Annotated in this window: 4 protein-coding genes; all 4 read right to left on the bottom strand. The window is 48.3% G+C overall.

Translation table 11 applies throughout. The features are described from left to right. Complete coding sequence (locus H3V12_RS00020; RefSeq protein WP_343211707.1) at positions 1 to 2,184, bottom strand: type I secretion system permease/ATPase; 2,184 nt, start codon at positions 2,182 to 2,184, stop codon at positions 1 to 3. 223 nt (positions 2,185 to 2,407) lie between these two features. Then, positions 2,408 to 3,976, bottom strand: coding sequence for a TolC family protein (locus H3V12_RS00015; protein WP_343211708.1), 1,569 nt, complete (start codon positions 3,974 to 3,976; stop codon positions 2,408 to 2,410). Continuing rightward, the gene (locus H3V12_RS00010) at positions 3,960 to 5,642 is read right to left on the bottom strand and encodes a tryptophan 7-halogenase (RefSeq protein ID WP_198211817.1); all 1,683 of its coding nucleotides are present in this window, start codon (positions 5,640 to 5,642) and stop codon (positions 3,960 to 3,962) included. The genes H3V12_RS00015 and H3V12_RS00010 overlap by 17 nt, the downstream gene beginning before the upstream one ends. A gap of 99 nt (positions 5,643 to 5,741) precedes the next feature. Next, the gene (locus H3V12_RS00005) at positions 5,742 to 23,504 is read right to left on the bottom strand and encodes an Ig-like domain-containing protein (RefSeq protein ID WP_210326767.1); all 17,763 of its coding nucleotides are present in this window, start codon (positions 23,502 to 23,504) and stop codon (positions 5,742 to 5,744) included. Between the last annotated feature and the right edge of the window lie 33 nt (positions 23,505 to 23,537).

Raw genomic sequence — 23,537 nt, 5'->3', positions numbered from 1 at the left:
TCATACCCCCTGTTTCGACCGCGAGGAGCCTTCGGGTGTTACGGTGTTGACTGGATGGATACCCAAAATCTCGTCTTTCGGTCCGTCGCGGACAATCCGTCCGTTATCAACAACAATGATACGATCAACGAGCTGTAAGACCGGATAACGATGGGTGGCAACAATAAATGTTCTATCACCGAGCCATGATTTCATCCGCTCAAGCACCGCCACCTCGGTTGCTTCATCAAGAGATGCCGTCGGCTCGTCAAGCAGCACAATGTGGGGGGAGCGCAAGAAAAGGCGCGCCAACATTAATGTTTGTTTTTGCCCGCCCGAAAGGCCAACACCGCTTTCACGAAGTTTCAGGTCAAGCCCGTGTGGCTGATTGAGAAGGAGATGATCGGCCGAGGATAACCGCATTGCTTCCAGCAGTTGCTCGTCGGTTGCCAAAGGATTGGCAGCAAGAAGATTGTCACGCAATGTGCCGTAAAACAAACTTGATTCCTGGAACATTGCACCGACATCACGACGAATATCTGCAATATCAATCATGCCGATCGGCGTGCCATCAAGTAAAACGCGCCCCTGAACCGGAGCCGAAAGGCCGGCAAACAAACGAAGCAAGGTCGATTTACCGGCACCGACACGGCCGAGGATCGCAATTTTTTCACCGGCACGGACATTAAGTTTAGGGATAATCAAAGCCGGTTTTTCTTGCGGGCCATAAAGATAAACGAGGTCTTGCATCTGGTACTGACCTTGCAAAACCGGCTTATGATAATAATCCTTATCGGTATCATGATCGATCGGCAGAGTGAGCAGACCGTCAAGCCCTCTTTTCCCCACCCGTGCATTTTGTAATTTGCTTAAAATAGCCGGAATTTGCGCAAGCGGTGCAATAGTGCGGCTTGTAAGAATTGAACAAGCAAGAACAGCACCAAATGAAAGCTTGGCATCAAGAATACCATAAACGCCAGCGATGACCACGCCGACATAGGCAATTTGCTGCATCGTTTGAGAAAAATTCATCAACATTGAAGCAATTTCACGCTGCTTCAAACTGATCTTGCTGCTGACTTTGTTGACTTCATCCCACATACGGCGAAACCGCGGTTCGGCCTGCAACAATTTTATGTCTTCTGCCCGATAGATCGACTCCATCAAAATAGCATTGCGCATGGCTGACTCTTCAAGCCCCTCATTGGAAAGCTTGGCCAATGGATATTGCGCGATGATACCGGGAAGAACAATGAATGGAATGGCAGCAATAGGAACCAAAACAACTGGTCCACCGATAAGCCAGATGATAAACAGAAAAGAGACGACAAATGGCAAGTCGATCAAAACACCGAGTGTACTTGACGTTAACAATTCGCGCATCTGGTCAAGATCACGCAATTGCGAAATCAATGTTCCCGGTGACCTTGGCCTCGCATCATTGCGGATATTCAACACGCGGGCAAAAAACATGGCCGACAATTTGAGATCAGCCTGTTTGCCAAAATGGTCGGTGACTGCAACGCGGGTGGTTTTCAACACAAATTCGAGAAGAAGAGCAAGTGCAACGCCGGAAGCGAGAACCCATAACGTATTCGTCGAACGTCCCGGTACCACCCGATCCCACACTTGCATAGCAAAAAGCGATGTGCCGATTGCAAGCATATTGCCGACAAGCGATCCCAAACCCAATTGCAGAAATATTGGCCAATTGGTGACAAAAAGTCCTTTGAACCACGATTTCGGCTTTTTTTGCAAATATTCGTCAAGCCTGTCATCGTGAACCGCAAGATGACGCTCGAGAAGAAGCAATTTGATTTTATCGCTTTTGACAATATCGGCAAACGGAATCCGCTTTTCAAAAGCGGTTTTGTCCGCCACAAAATGCACAATGGCTATGTTTTTGTCACGACCGGTCAAAAGCCCTAGCGTGCCATCAACCTGTATAACAGCGGGTAACATCACTGATGATATTTCGCTGGCACTCACTTCGACAAAAGTTGCCGCAAGTCCGGATGCCAGTGCAACGTCTATAATTGATTGCTCGGTGGCTTCTCTTCCACTCCATTTGGCAGCATTTCTCACAAGTTCGTCGGATATCGGAATATCAAGCTGACGGGCTGCCAATAATAGAATATCCACCCATTTGGCAATCAATGAAGAAGCATCAATCTGTTCAAGCTGAACAGAAGGTCGTTCTGTCACTTCGGGACCTTTTCCCGGCTCACGCGGTGCTTTATTTTCGGGGGAGCGTCCGTTGTGCTTTATTGGCTTCTGTTCCGCCTCGGGCGATTTTTTCCTGAACGCAGAAGCTCCCTCCGTCCGTTGGTTTTGAACCTGTGGCTCGGCATTTGTCTTCTTTGTTTTCTTCCTCAACGGAAAAGATAACCGATTGGAAATGGTTTGCGAACTAGACATTTTGGAACTTTCAATTGCGCTCACGCAAACGGGTGACCAATTGCCCCACCGCGTAATAGGCTTTTACTTTTGCATAGAGGCGATCAGATATTGCTGTGATCTGATCGCTTTCGGCCGAGAATGTATCCCGCTCGGCATTGATGACGTCAGTGAGCGGACGTTTGTTTAAAGTATATTGTTGCCAATATAGGTCGCGCGACGATAACGACAAATCCATCAACTGTTTGGCATTATCCATACGGGCACTCGCGCCCTTTTCTTCTGTTTCTGCAGAACCTCTCGTGGTGCGCGAGACAAGTTGTTCATTGTCGCGCGCCTGCCTTGCGGCACGTAATTCTGCTTCGGCAGCTTCGATTTGGTATTTTTCGCGTTTTCCCGTCGAAAATTGTCCGCTCAATTGCAAACCGACAAATGTGCTATCATTGGTTGCATTGCGCTGGCCTGTTGCTCCCGATTGGCTGACACCAAGACTTACAGAAGGGAAACGATCTGCTTTTGCAAGCCGCACCCTTTGTTGAGACGCTTTGACTTCGGCTTCTGCCGCAAGCACTGCCGGCGTCTTGTCAACATCGCCCTTCCCCTTGCTCAAACTATCCATAAAGCGGGTCGTCTCTGCTAGTGTTGCCACTTTTGTTGGACGAAAACCGCTAATTTGGGCAAATTTTCCTGCAGCTACATCAAAACGTGTTGTTGCCTGCAATAAATCGGACTTTGCCCGTTGCATTGCCACTTCAGCCTGATTGAGATCGGAAGCGTCGGAAAGACCGGCTTTGACGCGCTGGGAAATTTTATCATGTGTGTCGCGCAACAAATTGGTTTCACGCTGGGCAGCACTGATGAGATCCTGAGCAGCCGAAAGTTCGATAAAAGTGTTGGCCATGTTCTGCGCAACATCTTCCATTGTGCCGGCAAGTTGATGCATCTGTTTTTCGTTGGTGGCTTGTGCCGCACCAATGCGGCTTGAGGTGCGGCCAAAGTCATAAATAAGTTGCGAGGCTCCCACTGTGCCGCGCACACTTCCGGGGTCATTTTTGTTGTTGGAAGAACTGTAATAGCGGTTATAACCGGGATTAACGCTATATTGAAGAGTCGGATACCAAGCCGATTTTTCGATAGCAATTTGTGCCTTGCCTTGGGCTACAACCGCATTGGCCCGCCCGATGTCGGGGTGGCGTGCAAGCGCAACCCCGACTGCATCCTTAATGCCGATGCCAGTCAAACCGATCGTTTTAATCGGACCATCTTTACCGCTTGCGCTTTGTAATTTTGCGATTGAATCATTGTCGGCATTTCGGGAAGATTTAGCGGCATCACCAGTTACCGTTTGTTGATTCAAACCTTCGCCATTTTCGCCTTTTGCGACGCTATTATTATGCTCGTCCGCAACAGAAGCCATGGCGTCAGCCAACAGTCCAGGCTGACCGCTCTGGGCTCGTGGCTGGGCAGGATGATGGCGCACCACGCGGGGGCTTTGCGATGTTGTTGTGGTGCAACCGGCAAAACCCAAGCTGAACGCAATGATACCCGTTCCGAGCACAAACAGTTTTTGTAAAAGGCTTAAGTTAACGGTGTGTGGCACGTAAGCTCCCTTCCGCCTCTTGGAAATTGTCGGAATTGCCTGAAACCTGCCGGTTGTTTTCCTGATCATAATATGATGCACCACCGGCAGGTAAATTTTGATAGGATGAGAAGCCCTGTCCGCCCCGCTGTTCTCTTGGCAGTGCTTCTCCCCATTGTGGTTGTGTCACTGACGCACGCATACGCATCAATTCTGCACCATATTGTTCCATTCTCTGGCGTATTTGCGGTGGCAAATAATTGAGTTCGCTCATAGCTGCCTCGGCACTGATAATGCCCAGAGGGGCTGCAACAAACATCCAGTTCATCAAATGATAAAGTGGGCGCCAGCCAGTACCATAACCGTCAATATCAATAATGCGCGGTAGCCGTTCATAGAAACAGGCCTTCATGGCTTCCAAATTTGCCGATCGCTTTGCCTGACCGGCATCACGCCAGAAGCTACTGTCACGCCGACCACCGTCGTAATGCATCCGCACAAAATCCGCTATCTCACTGAAACTTCTATCATTTGCATGGTTGAAAGCCTCAATCGTGTGGTCACCGATAATTCCATGGCAATCGAGAAAAGTCCGTTCCAGTTCGACAAGTTGTTGAAGCAAATGTCCAAGAGACGTCGTCTCGATCGGGCTCACAAACCCTGATGCGACACCCAATGCAACAACATTATTTGTCCAGATTTTTCTGAAGTTTCCCGCTTCGAAAGTTGACACTTCACCCGGCGTAATTGCAAAGCCGAGATAGGATTGCAGCTCTTCTTTGGCTCGCGTCTCGGTTGTATATTTATCCGAAAAGACATATTGCGCCGAAACGTGATCAAGGAGCGGAACTTGCCATAAATAGCCTGCGCCAAGTGCAGCCGCTTCGCTCACAAAAGATGGATTTTTTCCGCCATTCGGCATAAAAAATGACAAAGTTTTGTTTTCAAGCAAGCTTGATGAAAATGACCGCCATTCGGTTTTATATTTTTCCCCTGCGCTGATGCGCTCGAAACCGGAAGCGTCAACAACAAAGTCCACTGCAACTTCATCACCGCTACCAAGCTTCAAAGCAGTCACATCACCATTTGATGCAATAATGAGATCGGTTACCTTTTGTTCGCGGCTGGAAATTTGATGTGAAACACCAACATCTTTCAAAAGCGTTACGAGCTTGCCAACAGAAAAATGAAATGTCGGTTGAATGCCGCTGCGACGCAAATTGAAAACCGCATTCGCCTCAACTTGCGATGATCCTGCTTCAATGAGCGAAAACCCGGGGAAGAGCGTATGAATCGGCGTTCGCGTTGCAATACGCGTGGCAAGATAAGGCCAAACTCCGCGATAGGAAAAATCAATTTCTTCAACATGATCATTGGGTGCAGGAAAAAGCTGATAATAGATATCGTTCTGCCCACCTTCACGCCAACCACGATAGGCGTTCCCCATTTTGAATGTCGCGTCTGTTTTATGCACAAACTCGTCAATATCAATAGAAGCGCGTTGTAGATTGACGACGAAATTGCCAAGCCCGCCTTCTCCGCCCGAATAATGCGGTCGCTTCGGATCTTCAAAAACCACAATTTCAACATTCGGGCTAAATACCCGACGTAACATCAGTGCCGCAAACCAGCCGGCCAACCCGCCACCGACGACTGCTATTTTCTTTGCACGCCTAAGATCAAGCAATTTTTATCTCCACCTGCGATTTAAAACTGCAATGGACAGGAACCCTACCTGCCCAAAGATAAAGTTCTATGGCGGGAGAAATTCCCGCCATAGAGAAGATTAACCGATGATGATCTGATGGTTTGCCAACAATGTTTCCAAATCGGTTTGGACATTGTTCAAAGTCAGAAGGTCGGTCGACTGGAAGGCATTCCCCTTGCCATCACGGTCAATACTCAAAATCGTATTGCCGTTTTCAACGCGGGTCGAAAGGAAGTCCTTGATATTATCACCCCAGTCGATCTGGGCTTTGCCTTTGTCGTCGTAATGGGCAGCACCATCGGCATCGGCACGGTAGCCTTGCAACAGATCCTTGACATCAATGCGATCGGCATCTTTATCAATCTTGGATTTGTCGGCATCAATATAGGTGCCAACCTTGAAGCCATAGACTGTGTCATGGCCGTTGCCACCGGTTGCATCATCCTGCTCAATGAGGCGATAAAGCAGAAGATCATGACCGCCTGCTTCAAGGTGATAGGTGTCGTCACCACCACGACCATCAAAGAAATTATCACCTGAATTACCAGTGAAAGTATCGTTGAATTTACCCCCGTAGATACCTTCAATGTCAATGAACTTGGCGTTGTTGAAGCCCGTCGACTGGTAGCCACTATTACTCAAATCGACAGTGACACCGGTGGTTGATTTGCCAAAATCGACAATGTCTTCACCACCACTTGCCTGCCAATATTTTTCGCCGGCATCATTCCTCCAGCCACCACCACCCGAATAGCTTTGGCTACCGGCTTCAGCTGTAAAGAGGTCATTATAACCGGTACCGACAAGTCCAGGACGATAGCCTTGTGATGTTTTATCGTCGACATTGCCAACGCCGGTTGTGACCGTTTCACCATCCTTATTGGCATTCAGGATATAGGCATGGTCGGCTTCAACAGCTTTAAGACCTGTCCACGAGCTGTTGACATTTTCAATGTCGTTATCTTTACCATTGCCATTCCGATCTGTCGTATGAGTATGGGCAATACCGCCAATATCATTCGACTGACCGTTCGTATTGCGCAAGACAACAACCGAATAGGTTTCATTTTCTTTCAAGCCATAGAAATGGACAAGGCCGGTATTGTCGGAAACACCCATGCCACCTTGCGCATTGATAACCTGTACGGCAACCAGGTTACCGGCAGAGTCAAAAAGCTGGACAGTATTGTTATAGAACACATTGGCACCATCTTTGTCGGTGATGCGAAGATGCAATGATGTTCCATACTCAACCTTGTTTTTGTTAGACAAAATGAGCGATGAATGGGTGTTGTCACGCTGCATGGTGACATCAAGAGCACCATCCCAGTCATAGTCGACAAGGCCAATACCATAAATGTAGTTTTTACCAACCCCATTATAGTCAAATGGGCCACCCGTTCCATCAATGCTTTTTGGATCAACATCGCCATTGGCGCTGGCAAGACGGCCACCTTTATCACCGAAGATATCCCAATTGTCCCATTTAACCGTGCCATCAATGACGTTATTGCCACCATTATGCCAAAGCTTCATATTGGCAGCACTCCCGGCAAAGCCCGGAACCTCCAGGATATCCATTTTGCCATCGTGATCCCAGTCGATGGCAACCGACCAGCGGCCATCAACATTGTCATTCAATCGCACAGGATCATTTAATTGTCCACTACCATCTCCTTTATTGTAAAGAATCTGGCTGTCTCTATCATCGTTCCAATTTCTATGATTTTTGGCCATAAACAAATCCATATAGCCATCGCCATTATAATCGGCCCATGTCATGGAAACAGTGTTTTTGTAGGAATCATTGTCAATTCTATCGTCCCTTTGATCCCCCCTACTTGGCGACACATCCTTAATGCTTTGTCCAAGCGACCAATTGTCGCCATAAACACCATTCGGCGCTGTTTCGCCACTATTCATTAGAGTAATCAGTTGATAATAGTTAAATTTATCTCCTCTCGCTTTGCCGTTCCCGGCAAAATCGATGGTACCGTTGTTGTCAAGGTCGATTGCCGAGACATGGTGATCGGTATAGAAATTGGATGTAAAAGATGATTGTTGCCTACCAAAACCGTCTCCCAATCCAAAAAACTGGCCCCCCCCCAAATCCGATGATGTTTCACCTCTGTTCAGGAAAATGGAACCGGAGTCATTTCCGGAATCACCCTGAATGACATCGAGATACCCGTCGCCATTCATATCAAAGGTAGCAATGCCGCCGAGGTGGTTTAAAATCCTCCCCCCGTTGACCATGTCGCTATAATTGACATCGACATAATTCCATTGATTATCACCCGTGCCGACATAAGCGGCGGTTGTACTGCCGTCATAACAAGATTTCGTTGTCCAAATATCAATGAACCCATCGTGGTTATAATCGGCCATAGTATAGGAACCGAACAGTACACGTTCGTCACCAGTGTAGGTATATGGTTTGACGTTTCCTCGGGCGACGCCAGGAGAGTAATCGAGATAATAACCGGTTGCTTTTCCAGTACCATCATTACGGAACACCCAGATAGTCGAATTGGAAAGAACCTGCCACTCACCATTATTGTTGAGTGCGACAGCTTGCGTATATGATGAATCTCCGTCAGACCTCGGCACTTGATTGTTGTTTGAAATCCCGTAATCGGGAACGTTTGCTGCACCTGTTGTATCAACGCGCACTTCGACGTCATGTGCTTCGCCGACATAGCCGGATTTCGACACGATTGCCGTTGTGAAGATATAGCTGTGATGGTCGGTCAAGCTGTTATCCGGCAGCTTGAAACTGAATGTTCCATCCGGATTGATCTGGCTTTTTTCAACATAGCCCAGAAGAACGTGATCGCGATAAATGCCGATTTTCGCGCCATCTTCAAGGTCGGCAAGATTGCCGCTGATTTTACCCTTCAAAATCGGGTTTGTTACATCGACATAATCACCACTCGTGAAGAATTTATCGCCTTTACCGGTAAAGCCCACAAATTCCGAATGTTGAGCCGAGCCATCACTATCAATGACAACCGTTGTTGCCGAATTTTCAGTTATGGTATGGTCATAATTTCCTGTACGGGAGATAACACGGGTTTTCACCGTATATGTCCCGTCGGGGATAGGTTCCTTACTATCGCGCCAATCAAGTTCCCAATTACCGGTTTTTGCATTATAGGTAAGATCGCGCCATTGATTGTTGATGAAGGCTTGTACCTTGTCGGTATCTTCTACTTTTCCATCAACTTTGAAGCTGAAGAGCGGTGTATTGTCCTGCGTATTGAAGTCGCTGCTCTCAAAGCCTGTATCATCAGTAATACCGATGAGTTTTGCCGTTGCACTTGGTACACGTGTATCAACTTCGAACGCATGGGCTTCAGATGCCGGTCCTTCGTTGCCAGCCGCATCCACCGGACGAGCTGTAAGAGCATGCTTGCCTTCGCCAAGCTTGGCATCGGAGTTTCTTTTCCCCGCTTCCCAGAACCATGTATGATCTGCATTGACATCAACTTCGGCAATAAACTTGTTATTGTCATAGATGCGCACTTTCTTGGCGTCACTTGGTGCTGTTCCGCTAAAGATCGGGCTATTGTCATTGGTGAGATCATTTTGATTGACAGGGATAATCGGCTCGCCATCTTCACCATTGGTGTTGTTCGGTAAAACATTATCCTGAACAGTCTCGTCGGTTATCTGATCTGGCCCGGTAATATCAACATTGATCAAATACTCTTTTGAAGAGTCACTCAATGTACCAACATCATTTTGCGAAACGGCCGTAAACTTGTGGTCCCCTTCGGTAAGCATTGCTCCGGTTGTATAAGACCAGTCGCCATTGCCGTCGGCATAAACGCGTCCAAGTTCCTTGCCATTATCATAAATGATTACAAGGCTGTTTTTCGGTGCCTTGCCGATAATCGTCGGGTTGGTATCGTCGGTAGTGCCATGGTCGACACGGGAGCCACCATTTGCGACTTCACCCTGAATGAGGCCGACATCATCGATAACCTTGTCAATTGTCGGCCGATCCGGTTGACTATTATCAATATGAAGTTTGAAATCCTGTCCGGCAAGAACAGTGCCATCGGCGTCTGTCGCCTCGACATAATAATTATGTTCGCCGGCGGCCTGTTCCGTCAAACCGATAGACCATTTACCATCCGAACCGACAGTGAACGGGCCGCCAATGGGCGTTTGTTTTGTAGCATCGCTATAAACGTAAACAATCGAGCCTGCCGGTGCCGTACCGTGAAGTTCGGGTGTCGTATCGTCTGTGTGCCCGCCATTGGTAATCTGGCCGTTTAGTGGATCCTTATCGTCAACGGCATAATCAACTGTCACATTGTTTTCAGTATTTTCGATATTGATAACAGTTTCAAAGCCGCGATTGCTTTCATTACCGGCCGCATCTTTTACCGTCGTGGTAAAATGATGTTCGCCTTTATCAAGCGGTGTTGTCGGTGTGAACGACCACGAACCATCCGGATTTACTTTCGTCTCGCCGATTGCTTTGTCACCATCATAAATGGTCACAACATCACCCGGTTGCGGATTATTTATCGTGCCCGAGAAAGTGGGCGTTGTATCATTGGTGCTGCCACTGGTAGTATTGGGATCGGTAACAACCCCTGCATTTGGCGCCACATCACTCGAAATTGTCGGACGCCCCGGGCTATTCGGTGCAGTTGTATCCACATCGAATGGATAAGGTGCGGTTGCCGCACTCTTGTTGCCGCCGGCATCTGTTGCCTGAACCCAGATATTATGGGTCCCGTCTGCAAGTTTCGGCAAACTCGTTTCCCAATGGCCGTCATTATCAACTTTTACTTGGCCAAGATGAATGTCTTTGCCATCGACACGGTCGTAAACATCGACAAAAGAGCCTTTTGTACCGGTTCCTTTGATAAAGGGGGTGTTATCGCGTGTTGTCCCGTTTTGCTGGATCTGGTTATCCGGGAACGAAACATTCGGATCATCATCATGACCAAACTGGGTAATCGACGGAGTACCGGGAGCATGCCCGATAAGATCAAAGTCGAACTCATCCGATTTTGTCTCACTTGGCACACCGGCATGGTTGACAGGAACCACCCAGAAATGGTGATGTCCCGGCATCAACGGATTATCCGGTTCAACCTCCCACGAACCGTCACTATTGACAGTTCCCTTGCCGATCGGCTTGGCATTCGGGTCTGACGGGTCACCATCATAAAGAAGCACATAATCAACGTTGGCGGGATCGAGCGAACCGGCTTTACCTTTGACGGTCGGCCGATTGTCATCGGTGACGTGCGGTTTGCCATTTTCCCCGATAATGCCGGTATCGGGAGCCTGATTGTCAATGACATCATAGTCCTTCGAGCCGGACCAGTCAGGTCCTTCAGTTGTCAGGAACAATCCCAGCGGGTCGGATTTTGCCCCCTGATTGCCAGCCGTATCTTCAAGCACGGCAACAAAATAGTATTCCGAATTATCCGGATAATGGGCTTCATCACGAAGATCGGGGGTAAATTTCCAATTGGTACCATCCGGACGGACAGAACCAAGCTTGATCGGATTGCCATTTTCGTCTTTTAGAATATTGCCATTTTTATCGGCAAGATAAATGACAACCCAATCACCGGGCTTCGCACCCGTGACTGTTCCACGCAATTCAGGTGTGCGGTCATCGGTATAGTTTCTATCGGTATGACTGTTGAATTCGCCTGGAACACCGACATCATCAATGAATTTATCCAGTGTTAACGTGCCGGTCGGTGCACCGTTATCAATGGTCATCGTTTTTTGGTCAATTTCCGATGTGCGACCATAATCATCAATGATGCGGGTCTTGATAGGATAATCTGTGCCATTGGCACTTGCCGGCAAAGATGTTACCGGACGGAAGAAATAACGGCCGCTTGCTTCATCAAATTCTGTGTCGTACCACTGCCCGCCAATATTGATCTGGACTTTTTCACCAGTTGCGGCATCGAGCTGACGGTCGGTCACAATGTAAATTGTCGGCCGCGTATCGCTGGTAACCAAGTCGTGCGTATCAAAACCGGTATCTTCTGTGATACCGGAGATTCTTGCATTGTTTGTAATACTTCCGGTTTTGACTTCAAAATCCCATTTACCGGTCCGAATACCGATATTACCAACAGCATCAACCGGACTTGCCTGGAACGAATGTTTGCCATCTTTCAAAGGCGTATCGGGTGTGTAGCTCCATGTATATTGTCCGTTATGTTCGACAACATCGGCTTCCCCGATTTTTTTACCATTGTCATAGATAAAGACCTTCTTGGTGTCCGATGTGGCCGTACCGCTATAGGTCGGCCTGTCGTCATTTGTCTTGCCACCTTCGGCAATGGTAGAGACAGTTTCCGGTACATCGTCAAAAAGATCCAATGAATCGGAGTCGATAGCCTCCGGCGCAGTCAAATCGATCGTATAGTCGAAAATGTCTGATTTGGCACTTTCATTGCCGGCTGCATCAACAGATGTTGCCTGAAAGTGATGTTCTCCTTCCGGTAACGGGCTTTGAACAGAATATTCCCAGTTGCCGTTGGAATCGGCTTTCACGCTATCAACAAGATGCGTCTCGCCATTAATCGTATCATAAATATTGACCACGCCATTGGGTTCGGCCCCATGGCCTTTCAAAGTCGGCGTTGTATCGTCGCTTGCTCCACCGGAGGTAACATCCTCCTGTTTGCCACCGACATCATCGCCGGCACTGTCAATCACCGGAACATTGTTATTTTTCGTGTCGACAGCAAGATTGAAGCTGTCAGACTTCGTCGAATTATTTGGAAGTAATGCCTCCGCGACAATCGTATAACTACCATCGGAAAGCGACTTGCCTTCCGGCCAGACAAATGTCCAGTCGCCTTTGGAATCAGCATTGACCGTGCCGATTTCTGTTTTCACTCCACCAATAACAGTATAGATAGTGACACTCGAATTGGGCGTTGCACGTCCATGCAATTCCGGTGTTGTATCATTGGTGAGGCCACCGTCGGAAATCTTTCCGGTGTAATCTTCGGTGGACTTCTTTTGGTCATCAACAGCGTAAAGGATGCTGACTTCAACATCTGTCGGATCAACAGTGACCGAAGTCGATTGGCTTTTTGCACTTTCATTTCCTGCCGCATCGGTGACCGATGTTACAAATTCGTAAGAACCTTTATCAAGCGGATTTTCCGGTGTCCATGACCATTTGCCCGAGGACGGGTCGACCGTTGTCTCGCCAAGCTTGACATATTTACCGTCGACTATGTTGTAAATAGTAACCTTGTCGCCCACTTGCGGGTTTTGAACAGTACCGCTAAATGTCGGGGTTTGGTCGGGTGTTGTGTCATTATCTGGAATCGAACCGATCTTGGGTTCCTGATCGGATTGAAGAGCAGGAACATCCGGCTGGTTTGGCGCTTGATTATCATAAACAATCGGATATTCGCCGGTCATCGAGCTTGGAACGCCTTCCAGATCGACCGCTTGAACTGTAAACTTATATTCCGTTCCACGACCATCGGTCGAGGTATCTTTCATGGCATAGTCGGCCGGAAGTTTGAAAGTCCATGTGCCATCCTCACCGACTTTAGTCTCGCCGATTTTGATGCCGTTCTGATAAATGTTAACGGTTGTGCCTTTGGTTCCCATACCATGAAGGGTCGGCGTCGCATCGTCTGTCGACTGGCCTTTTTGCAGGTGAACGGGTTTGTCATCCGGATTGTTATAATCATCAATAATATTGGTGATGGATGGGGTGCCCGGAGCATGTCCGGCAAAATTGAAGTCCCATTTACCGTTGACATCATCAAGCGGTGTGCGGTTACCTGCCGCATCGACAGCAACCAGATGGAAACTGTGTTGTCCCGGGGTTATCGCTTTATCAGGTGTAAACCTGAACGAACCATCTGCCTGAATAGCACCCTCGCCAATTTTGGTGTTTCCATCATAAAGTTCTACGAAGCCGCCCTCAGCTCCCGAAATTGTTCCGGGGCCTGCCTGAACTTCCGGATAGTTGTCATCAGTGTAGCCACCCGAATGCGGTATCTCGCCTGTCTTGGGCTCTTGGTCGTCGATCAGTTTAATATTTTGTGTATTTCCCCAAACTGGCGGTGTCGTATCGACATAAAGATAGAAATCGCTACTCTGTTTTCCTTCATTTCCGGCGGCATCCTTGACCACTGCAACATATTGGTAATTGCCTTCGGCAAGTTCGGGAAGCTGGTACTCCCAGCTATAACTGCCATCACCGTTTTGTGTGAGGCGAATATTGTCGGCAACACTATGAAGATTGCCTTTGCTATCACGATAATAAAGGTGAACAACATCGCCCTCATGTGCACCCGTGACGGTGCCTTTAAGAAGTGGCGTCTTGTCATTGGTCGTCGTTCCTGACGGATAATTGCCGACATTAGCTTCAACATCATCATCGAAGCTGTCAATCGTGACCTTATAACCGTCTAAAGGCGGGGTGGTGTCAACCGTCATATCCCGTGCTGTATCATGACCGACATTGCCTGCATCATCAACCACACGAGCTTTGACATGATAGACCTGATCGGTCAGTTCATGCCCCTTTTGGACAGAATAATAATACTGTTTGGTTTCCCGATTGTATTCGGCTCTTATCCATGTCTGCCCGTCATCAAGCGAAATCTCGACATGTTCGTCATCAGCAAGCGGCTTATCCACGCTCACAAAAATCGTCGGATTTTTGTCCTGCGTGATAAAGTCTTTGTCTGATGTACCGGAATCGTTCAACAAGCCGTCGATTGTCGGTATTGCAGTTGGTGCAATTGTATCGACAATAAATTCCGACCCCTGGCAATCTGTGCCTTCATTGCCGGCAGCATCCACCGGACGGGCAGTCAATGTATGTTGACCTTCAGAAAGCTTGTGATCTTCGTCAGGTGTAAACGACCATGTCCCGTCTTCCTTGACGTCGGTCGAACCGATCAGCTTGCCATTGTCATAAATATTGACAGTTTTTGCGTCCGAAGGTGCTTTTCCGGAATATTCAGGTCGATTGTCGTTGGTATGCTGGTCTTTTTTAAGTTGACCGGTAAAATCATTGGCATCGTTTTTGACATCATCGGTCACCGAAACTGTATCATTGGCGATCGGTTCGGGTGGCGTAATATCAACAATCACATCATAATTGGACGAATGCTGGCTTTCGTTGCCAACCTCGTCGACAGTGGTGGCTGTCAAATGATGTGTTACCCCTTGATGTGTTTCCCCTCCTCTCAGCGGAGAAGGTGGTGTGAAACTCCATTTTCCCTCGCCATCAGCTGTGACAGAACCGATCAGCTGGCTTTTGCCATCTTCGCCCGCATCATAGATATTGACTTGCTGATATGGCTTTGCACCACTTCCGATAATTGTCGGGGTTGTATCATCGGTGCTGCCACCATTTACAACATCATTCTGAATAGCGCCGACATCATCGGTTACTTTATCAATCGACGGCTTTTGATTGTTGGTTATATCAACATCAAAATTGAAATCGGCTGTCGATTTGCCCCCTGAAGCATCCTCGGTTTCAGCATGAATGACATAATGGCCTTCGCCGAATTTTTCACTGTCTTTGACCTGATAAGACCAATTGCCTTCACTATCGGTTGTAACTTTCGCAAGCTCATGAACCTGATTATTGGCGTCGGTATATGTCAGAACAACAGTAGAGTTCGGTGTTGCTTTACCGACAATAAGCGGCGTTCTGTCATCGGTCTTGCTATTGTTTGTGATGTGTGATTCAAGCGGTGCCTGATCATCAACAAGATAGTCAATGCTCACCTTGACCGTGCTTGTGTCAACCGTGATATTGGTCGCCGTCCCCTTGCCGCTTTCATTACCGGCTGCATCACTTAAAGACGTCTGGAACTGGTGATTGCCTTTTCCTAACGGATCCTTCGGTGTCCACGACCATTCTCCCTGGTCGTTAACCTTTGCCTCTCCGACTTTCACACCGTCCTGATAGATGTTGACCTTGTCACCGGGTTGATGCCCGTTGACCTTGCCGCTTAAAGTTGGTGTTGAATCGGCCGTCGTTCCGGTAATTGTATTACCCTGATCATCTTTGGCCGTCGGTGCATCGGGTGCATCGGGCGCTTGCCTGTCAACAATAACCGGATAGCCGCCCGTTTCATGGCTCCATGTTGTGCCATCCTTATCCAATGCTTTGGCTGTAATCACATGGCGGGTACCAGTCGGGTCTGTCGTCGGATTGGAAAGCGCCGGAAGTGTGGTTTCCCAGGTTCCATCATCCTTCACAGGGACTTGGGCAACGTCCACCCCGTCAACATAAATATGAACAATCGAACCGGTTGTGGCTGTCCCTTTGATAAGCGGTGTGGAATCGTTCGTAACCGCATCTTTCTGGATGGTATCGCCATTGTCATCAAGAACATTGATAATCGAAGGTGTAGCCGGTGCATGGCCAACAAAGTTGAAATCCCATGCCGTTGTTCCCTGCGATTGCTCGTTTCCGGCATAATCAACCGGTTTGGCAACAAAGCTATGATTGCCTTGACGCAGTGGTACTGTCGGCTCGACACTCCATGACCCGTCACTATTGACCTTACCCGTTCCGATCAATGTGCCATTGTCATAAAGATTGATTTTTTCCACTTTTGTCGGGTCAACCGAATTGGCAGCCCCTTTTAATGTCGGACGGCTGTCATCAGTGGTTGTACCCTTTCCAATTGTGCCGGTTTTCGGCAACTGGTCGTCAAAAAGATCAAGGCCGCTTTCGTTGATTACAGGTGGCGGTGTTGTCGTAACATCCAGGCCGAAACCGGAAGAGGCTTGTCCAAGATTTCCTGCTTCATCGGTGATAACGCCTCTGAATTCGTGATAGCCGTCATCAAGATGGTCTTTTGCCGTGCCTCCGGGTATTCCTTTGACGTCGAACTTCCAATTGCCTGACCCGTCAACTTTTGCTGTGCCGATTGTTACCCAATCGTCACCGATTTTGACCTGCACAGTGACATAGTCACCAGGCTTCATACCCGATGTATGACCGTTCAAAGTCGGCGTATTATCATTGGTTGCTTCACCATTGGAACGGCTCTTCGATCCACCTTCCTCATTGACATCATCAATAAAGCTGTCAATCACAATCTGATAGTCGCCACCGATTGGCGCAGTCTTGTCGATAGTGACGTCCTGTGCCGGACCGTCTTTGACATTGCCTGCATCGTCTACAACGCGCCCGTAAATTTTGTGGACGCCTTCAGCAAGATGAATGTTCGAGTGGTCATAATACCAATAACCGTCAGTCTCGTCATAGGTGGCATCATACCATTTGCCGTCAACATTGACCTGAACCTTGTAACCGGCCGGCAATTTTTCATTAACACCGAATTTGAAAACAAGACTGTCATCGCCGGTCTTGAAATCGCTGTCGCTCAAACCGCGATCTTCCGTAATCGAAACCAGGCTCGTCGTTTGCGTCGGTGCATCCGTCTTCACCGTCAGATCATATTCGGTATATTTTTCGCTATCGACGCCAAGCTTGTTGGTTGTCTGAAGCTTGAAATGATGGGCACCGGGAGCAAGCTCGTCAACCGTGCATACCCATTTATGATCATTCCCAATATTGGCCGTGCCGATCTTGACCAGTTTGCCATCAATCTCGTCATAAATGGTCACGGTATCGCCGGGATTACCCTCGCCATAAAATGTCGGCTTGGTATCATTGGTTTTGCCACCCGAAACAAGATCATCGGTGTTTAGCGGCACATCATCCTGAACACGCGTAATGTCCGGTGCTTCAGGTGGTGTATTATCAATATCAAGGGCAAAATCGGAATGGGCATTGTTGCCGTTTTGAGCTGTCACAACAGCGGTATAAACATGGTGCCCATTTGTTTGTTCAGGAAGCTCGAACGACCAATTGCCATGCCCGTCGGACGTAACCGTGCCAATAACCTTGTCACCTTCTTTAATAGTGACAACAGTGTTGGGACTGGTTGAACCGTAAAGCGTCGGTGTCGTGTCATCCGTTGTTGCGCCATTTGCAAGATCTTTGACAATATGGCCTGCATTATCGGCAGCATAATTGATCGAAACGAGAATTGCCGAACTATCAATGTTAAAGTCGAATGCCGGGCTCTTATCACTGATATTGCCAGCCTTATCGGTGTAAGTCGTGGTAATCGAATGTTTGCCCTGACCGAGGTCGGTTGGCGTATAGCTCCAGTTTCCTTCGCCATCGGACATAACAGTCTGAACATGTTTTGTCTTGCCATCAACAGTATCATAAATATCGACAACAACATTACCCTCACCAGCTTTTCCATGAATAGTTGGTGCTTTGTCATCAATCGTGCTGTTTTCAGCTACATCTCCCTGTTTATCACCGACATGGTCGTCCAACTTTGGCAGATCCGGTGTTGTCGGTTTTAATGTATCGACATTGATCGGCCAGAACCCTGTCTTGTCGGATTCCTGTCCGGCACTGTCACTTGCAGAAGCACGGATTTGCCAGCTCTCGCCATTCGGCAAAATACCGACCAATGAAGGATCAATCGCGACTGCCCAATGGCCGTCACCCCCGACCTTAACACCCTTGGCGACAAGTTTGTCGCCAATATAGATATTGATAAACGAACCGGCATCACCGGTTCCTTTGATGAGCGGTGTGGCATCATTGGTAAACTGGTTTTTATCAATGAACTTGCCATCCGGATGGGATGCATCAATCTCTTTTTCTTCATTGTTGTAAATGCCGGTAATGGCCGGCATTCCCGGGGCTGCCCCGGCAATGTCAAAATCCCAGGTCTTGGCCTCACCTTCATTGCCCGCATCATCGGACGGACGGGCTTCGATTTTATGTGTGCCCGAGCTCAAATGCGGCGTATAGGACCACGTGCCATCAGCTGCAACATTGACAATACTGGCAAGCGTGCCATCAATATAGATATGGACTTTCGTGACATCGCTTCCTGCCGGAAGTTTGCCTTTGATCTCCGGTGTTTTGTCGTCGGTTACTTTATGACCGGCATCGTTTATGCTCCATGCCGTGGTGCCATTGGCGCCGTCAAATTCGCCAGTCTGTGGCCCCTCATCATCCCACAAACCGATATCACTGCCGAGTGTCCCTGTCGGTCCCTTGGTATCAACTTCGAATTTATAGGCCGGCGTTGGCTGACCTTCATTACCGGCTTTATCAACCGGACGTGCTATCCATTCGTGCACGCCATCGCCAAGCCCGTGTCCTGTTGGCGGTGTGAAACTCCAGTCACCATTTTCGTCAACTTTGGCAGAACCGATCAATATCAACTTGCCGTCCGAATCCTTGTCATAAATATTGACCGATTGGGTGTCGCTTGAAATCGCGCGCCCGCTCATCGTCGGCGTGTCATCATTGGTGAGCTTGATCTTTCCACCCTTACCGTCATCCTTCTCGATCCAGTTCGGGAAGTCACCGACATTCGTTTCCTTGTCATCAACAAGCTTGATGGTCTTGTCGTCAAGAACCGGCGGTGTGCGATCAATAAAAAGATTACGGCCATCTGTCGGATCGCTTTCATTGCCGACACTATCCGTCTCTGTCACAATAAATGTATATTTTGTCGGACTATGATTTGGATCATCGGTCAAAGCGACCGTCGGCGTAACAGACCATGTTCCATCCTCACGAACCACTGTCTGGCCGATAAGCGTGCGCTCACCCTTATCATCAACCGTATAAAGCTTGATAATGTCGCCCGCGACACCTTTACCATTAAAGGTCGGCGTGGTGTCGTCGGTAACATCATTATTTTGCAATGGACGGTTGCCATCCGGATAGATTGCCGGATCGTTGCCGACATTGTCGATAACCTCGACAAGCTGAGGTGTAACTGGTGCCTTTGTATCAATATGCAGGCTGAAATGATGTTCGACTTTATTGCCGGCATTATTTATCAAAGAGGCAATATATTCGTGTGTCTTGTCTTCACCGGCATTTTGTTGGGCCGGCAACTGGTATTCCCATGTGCCATCCTCCTTGACCGTCGTTTCATAGGTTGAACCGGTTGTCTTATCAAGAATCGTCACAGTTTGTCCGGGTGTGCCACGCCCGACAAGCTTCGGCGTTGCATCATTGGTGGCACCGCCATTGACAATCGTTTTTGCGTCTTTCTGGTAGTCATCAACAGCGTGATCGATTTTGACTTCCGGTGGTGTCAAATCAAGATTGAACCCTAACGGGTCACTTTTATCACTCACATTGCCAGCCGCATCGGTCAAGGTGGTTGTTATACTGTGTGCACCGGCTTGAAGCGGCGTGGTGGGCGTCCATGACCATGTACCATCTTCATGAACGGTCGTCTCTCCTATAACCTTGCCGTTGTCATAAATGGTAACAATGGAATTTTTTTCTCCTTTTCCCGAAAAGAGCGGCATATCCTCGTCATAGGTCTTGCCTTCTTCAATGCTTCCATGCTGATCGCCGGAATTATCTTCCGCTTTGACAATATCGGGCTTTGCCGGTGCTGTCGTATCACGATTGATCCAGCTATCACCCGATGGTGCCCCGACCGCTCCCGCATCGTTCCTGGCATCGGCTACAAAACTATAGCGACCATCGGCAATGGCTTTGCGTGTTTCCGCTGAAACTGTGCTCAAATCCACTGTCTGCGACCAGCTACCGGAGCCATTGCTTGTCGTGGTTTCAAACGTATGAATGACCTTGCCGCTATCATCTTTCAGATAAACTGTAATGATCGAATTGGCCGGCGCACTTCCCTGAAGATGGAATATGTTTTCCTTCGTCGGATTGTCCCATGTATAGGGTGCATTATCGTCACCTGTCGTCGCCGAATCAATCGACGTCTGGCCAACGGTTGCCATATCAAGAACAAACGGAAATGATGTACGTGCTCCCTCGACACCTGCCTTGTTTTCATAAGCAACTTCGAACTTATGATTATTACCGGCGTTGAGTGTCGGCGTATATTCCCAACTTCCGTCTTCGCTTACCGGAATTTTGGTCAATAATTTGCCATTGTCATAAATATTGATTGTCGAAATCCGGCCGGAATTCAATAAATCTGTAGGCAAATGCCCTTTAAGCGTTGGAGTTGTATCGTCGGTGATAACAACTTTCTCGCCATGCTGGCCTTGCCGCGTCGCCCACTCACCATCACGATAGGAGCCGACAATCGAACCGGCATCGTCAATGAGATCGACTTCATCCTTGCTGTTCCCCATCGCCGGAACCGGCTCGGTATCGAAACCTAAAACGAACTTGTCCGAATGGTTGCTTTCGTTACCCGCCGGATCGGTTGCCGTCGTGGTAAATTCATGCATTCCTTTTGTATTGCTAATCGGGCTTGTCGGCGAAACACTCCATGTGCCATCGTCTTTTACAACCGATTGGCCAACAAGCTTGTCACCATCGTATAATTTGATGATATCTCCAGCTGTGCCTTTGCCGGAAAATGTCGGCGTTGTATCATCGGTCGTATCACCACTATGAAGTTCTTTGTCTCCATTCGTATGGTTGGGGGCATTGTCTTTATTGCCAACATTGTCGATGACTTTATCAATGGCCGGTGCATCCGGTGCTTTTGTATCAATCGTCAAGTGGAAATCGACAGATTGGGTATTGCCTGCCGCATTGATGATTTTTGCGTGATAGGTATGGGTGACTTCCTGATTATCGCCTGCCTGGTTTGGAAGCTCGAACTGCCAATTTCCCGCGCCATCGACTTTGGTCCGGCCAATTTCCTTGCCATTCTCGTCGGTGATCACAACTGTCCCATTGGGCGTGCCACGCCCGTAAAGGGTCGGTGTGCGATCATCCGTGACACCATTATCCGCAACATCCTTACGGATAGACCCTTCATTATCATGAGCACCATCGACAAAAATGTTCACACCCGATTTGTCGACAGTCACTTTGACAGCGCCACTCTTTTCACTTTCATTGCCGGCAGAATCCGTCAATGTCGTCGTCAAACTGTGGTCGCCACCTTTAAGCGGCGGATTGGGCGTGAAACTCCACGTTCCATCATCACCAACAACAGTCTCGCCAATCGGCGTTTTCCCGTCATTGTCATAAATCTTGACAACTTCGCCCTTTTTGCCCTTGCCCGATAAAGTCGGCGTGTCATCATCTGTCGTCGAACCCGAAGTGATTTCACCCTGCTTTTCGCCAACATTATCCATCGCCTTCGGCGCATCCGGCGTATCAGGCGCTGTCGTATCGCGTTCCAGCCAATGCGAGCCGGACGCATCGGTTGGCGCACCTTTACTATCTACGGCACTTGCTTTGAAACTATATTCCCCATCCTTCAAAGGCGGATTAAGATGTGACAGATCTCCCGTATTGACCGACCATGACCCGTCTTTCGAAACGTCAGCCGTCCATTCCAACGGCTCGCCTTTGAAATTCTTGACGGGATTACCATCCTTGTCATAAAGCCGGAGCGTTACTTTCCCGGAAGATGGCCCGCCACCTGTCACAAAGAAGCTGTTGGAATTGGTCGGGTAACCGGATTCATGATAATGCCCCTGATCATCCTGTACCTGCTGGATAGAAGGCGGCCCCGCACGGTTAAGATCAACCCAGAAATCATAATCATCAGGATTTGACTGTTCGCCAACTGTGCCGAATTTGTTGACAATAGCAGCACTTAAACGATGGTCACCTTGCAACCATTCCTGACTATATTCCCAACTCCCGTCACCTTTGACCTTGGCTTCGCCAATCTTCTTGCCATTGTCATAAATATTGATGTGATCAACATTCGAAACGTCGTAGCCTGAAGGAATTTTTCCTTTAAAAACAGCATGGTTATCGTCGGTAACCTTCTTATGGTCGCTGTCGCGTTGTGCCCAGTCTTTGTAAGATCCGGTAACAGCCCCGACATTATCAATGACATCAAGATTTTGGTCGCTCATTGCAGGAGGAAGCGTACGGTCAAAAGCAAAATTGCCGTTGATATGATCGCTTTCATTGCCAACTTTGTTCTTGGCGTAAACCTCGTAATTATAATTGCCTTTGGTAAGCTTATGAGCTTCAGGCAAACGGAAAGCGAATGTGCCATCATCACGGATGACTTTTTCGCCAGCCCCCCTTTGGGACCCCGCTTCATTTAAAGTATTGCGATCAATGACAAATTCATGACCATTGAGTTTAATGATGATATGGGTAACATCTTTGCCGATACGTCCACAAAATACCGGTGTATCATCATCAGTCATACCACCCGTTAACGGCAATGGTCCGGTCACTTCCGGATGATTGTCTTCAACACGGAAATCTTCAATGCCATACGGCCTGCTCGAGTCAATATTGACATTGAAATCGGTTCCCGCACTTTCATTGCCGGCAGCATCGGTCAATGTCGTGGTGAGTTTATGGTGACCTTCACTTAAAGCTTTGCTTGTTTCAACCGACCAGTTGCCATCTTTATCAACAGTGCCCTGTCCAACAAGCGTTTTGTTGCCTTTATCGTCGGTATCATAAATCTTGACCGTGCTTCCCGGCTCTCCTTTACCTGTCAAAGTCGGCGTTTTGTCATTGGTATAATCACCATCTTTCAATGTTCCGTCGGAACCCAACGGATCAGGGGCAACATTATCAACCCCGTGAGAAACACCAGGTGCATCCGGTGCTTTCGTATCAACATTGAAATCATAATTCGCTTCCGCACTTACATTGCCACTCGCGTCAATCTGGGTGACTTTGACCCTGTATTTGCCGTCACTCAACTTCGGCAACTCGAAACTCCACGTCCCGTCCGAATTGACCTTCGTGGTCATGTCAGGATAACCGTCAAGGTGAATTTTGATCGTATTGCCAGGAATCCCCTTGCCCGATAAAAGTGGCGTACTATCGTTCAGATAACCGCCATTCCTGACCGCAAGCAAATTTTTCGGGTCATTATTGTTTACAACAAAATA

Source organism: Bartonella sp. W8167, from assembly GCF_016100335.1.
Classification (GTDB): domain Bacteria; phylum Pseudomonadota; class Alphaproteobacteria; order Rhizobiales; family Rhizobiaceae; genus Bartonella; species Bartonella apis.
Note: the sequence above shows the minus strand (reverse complement) of the source record. Positions and strands in the feature narration are given on the sequence as shown.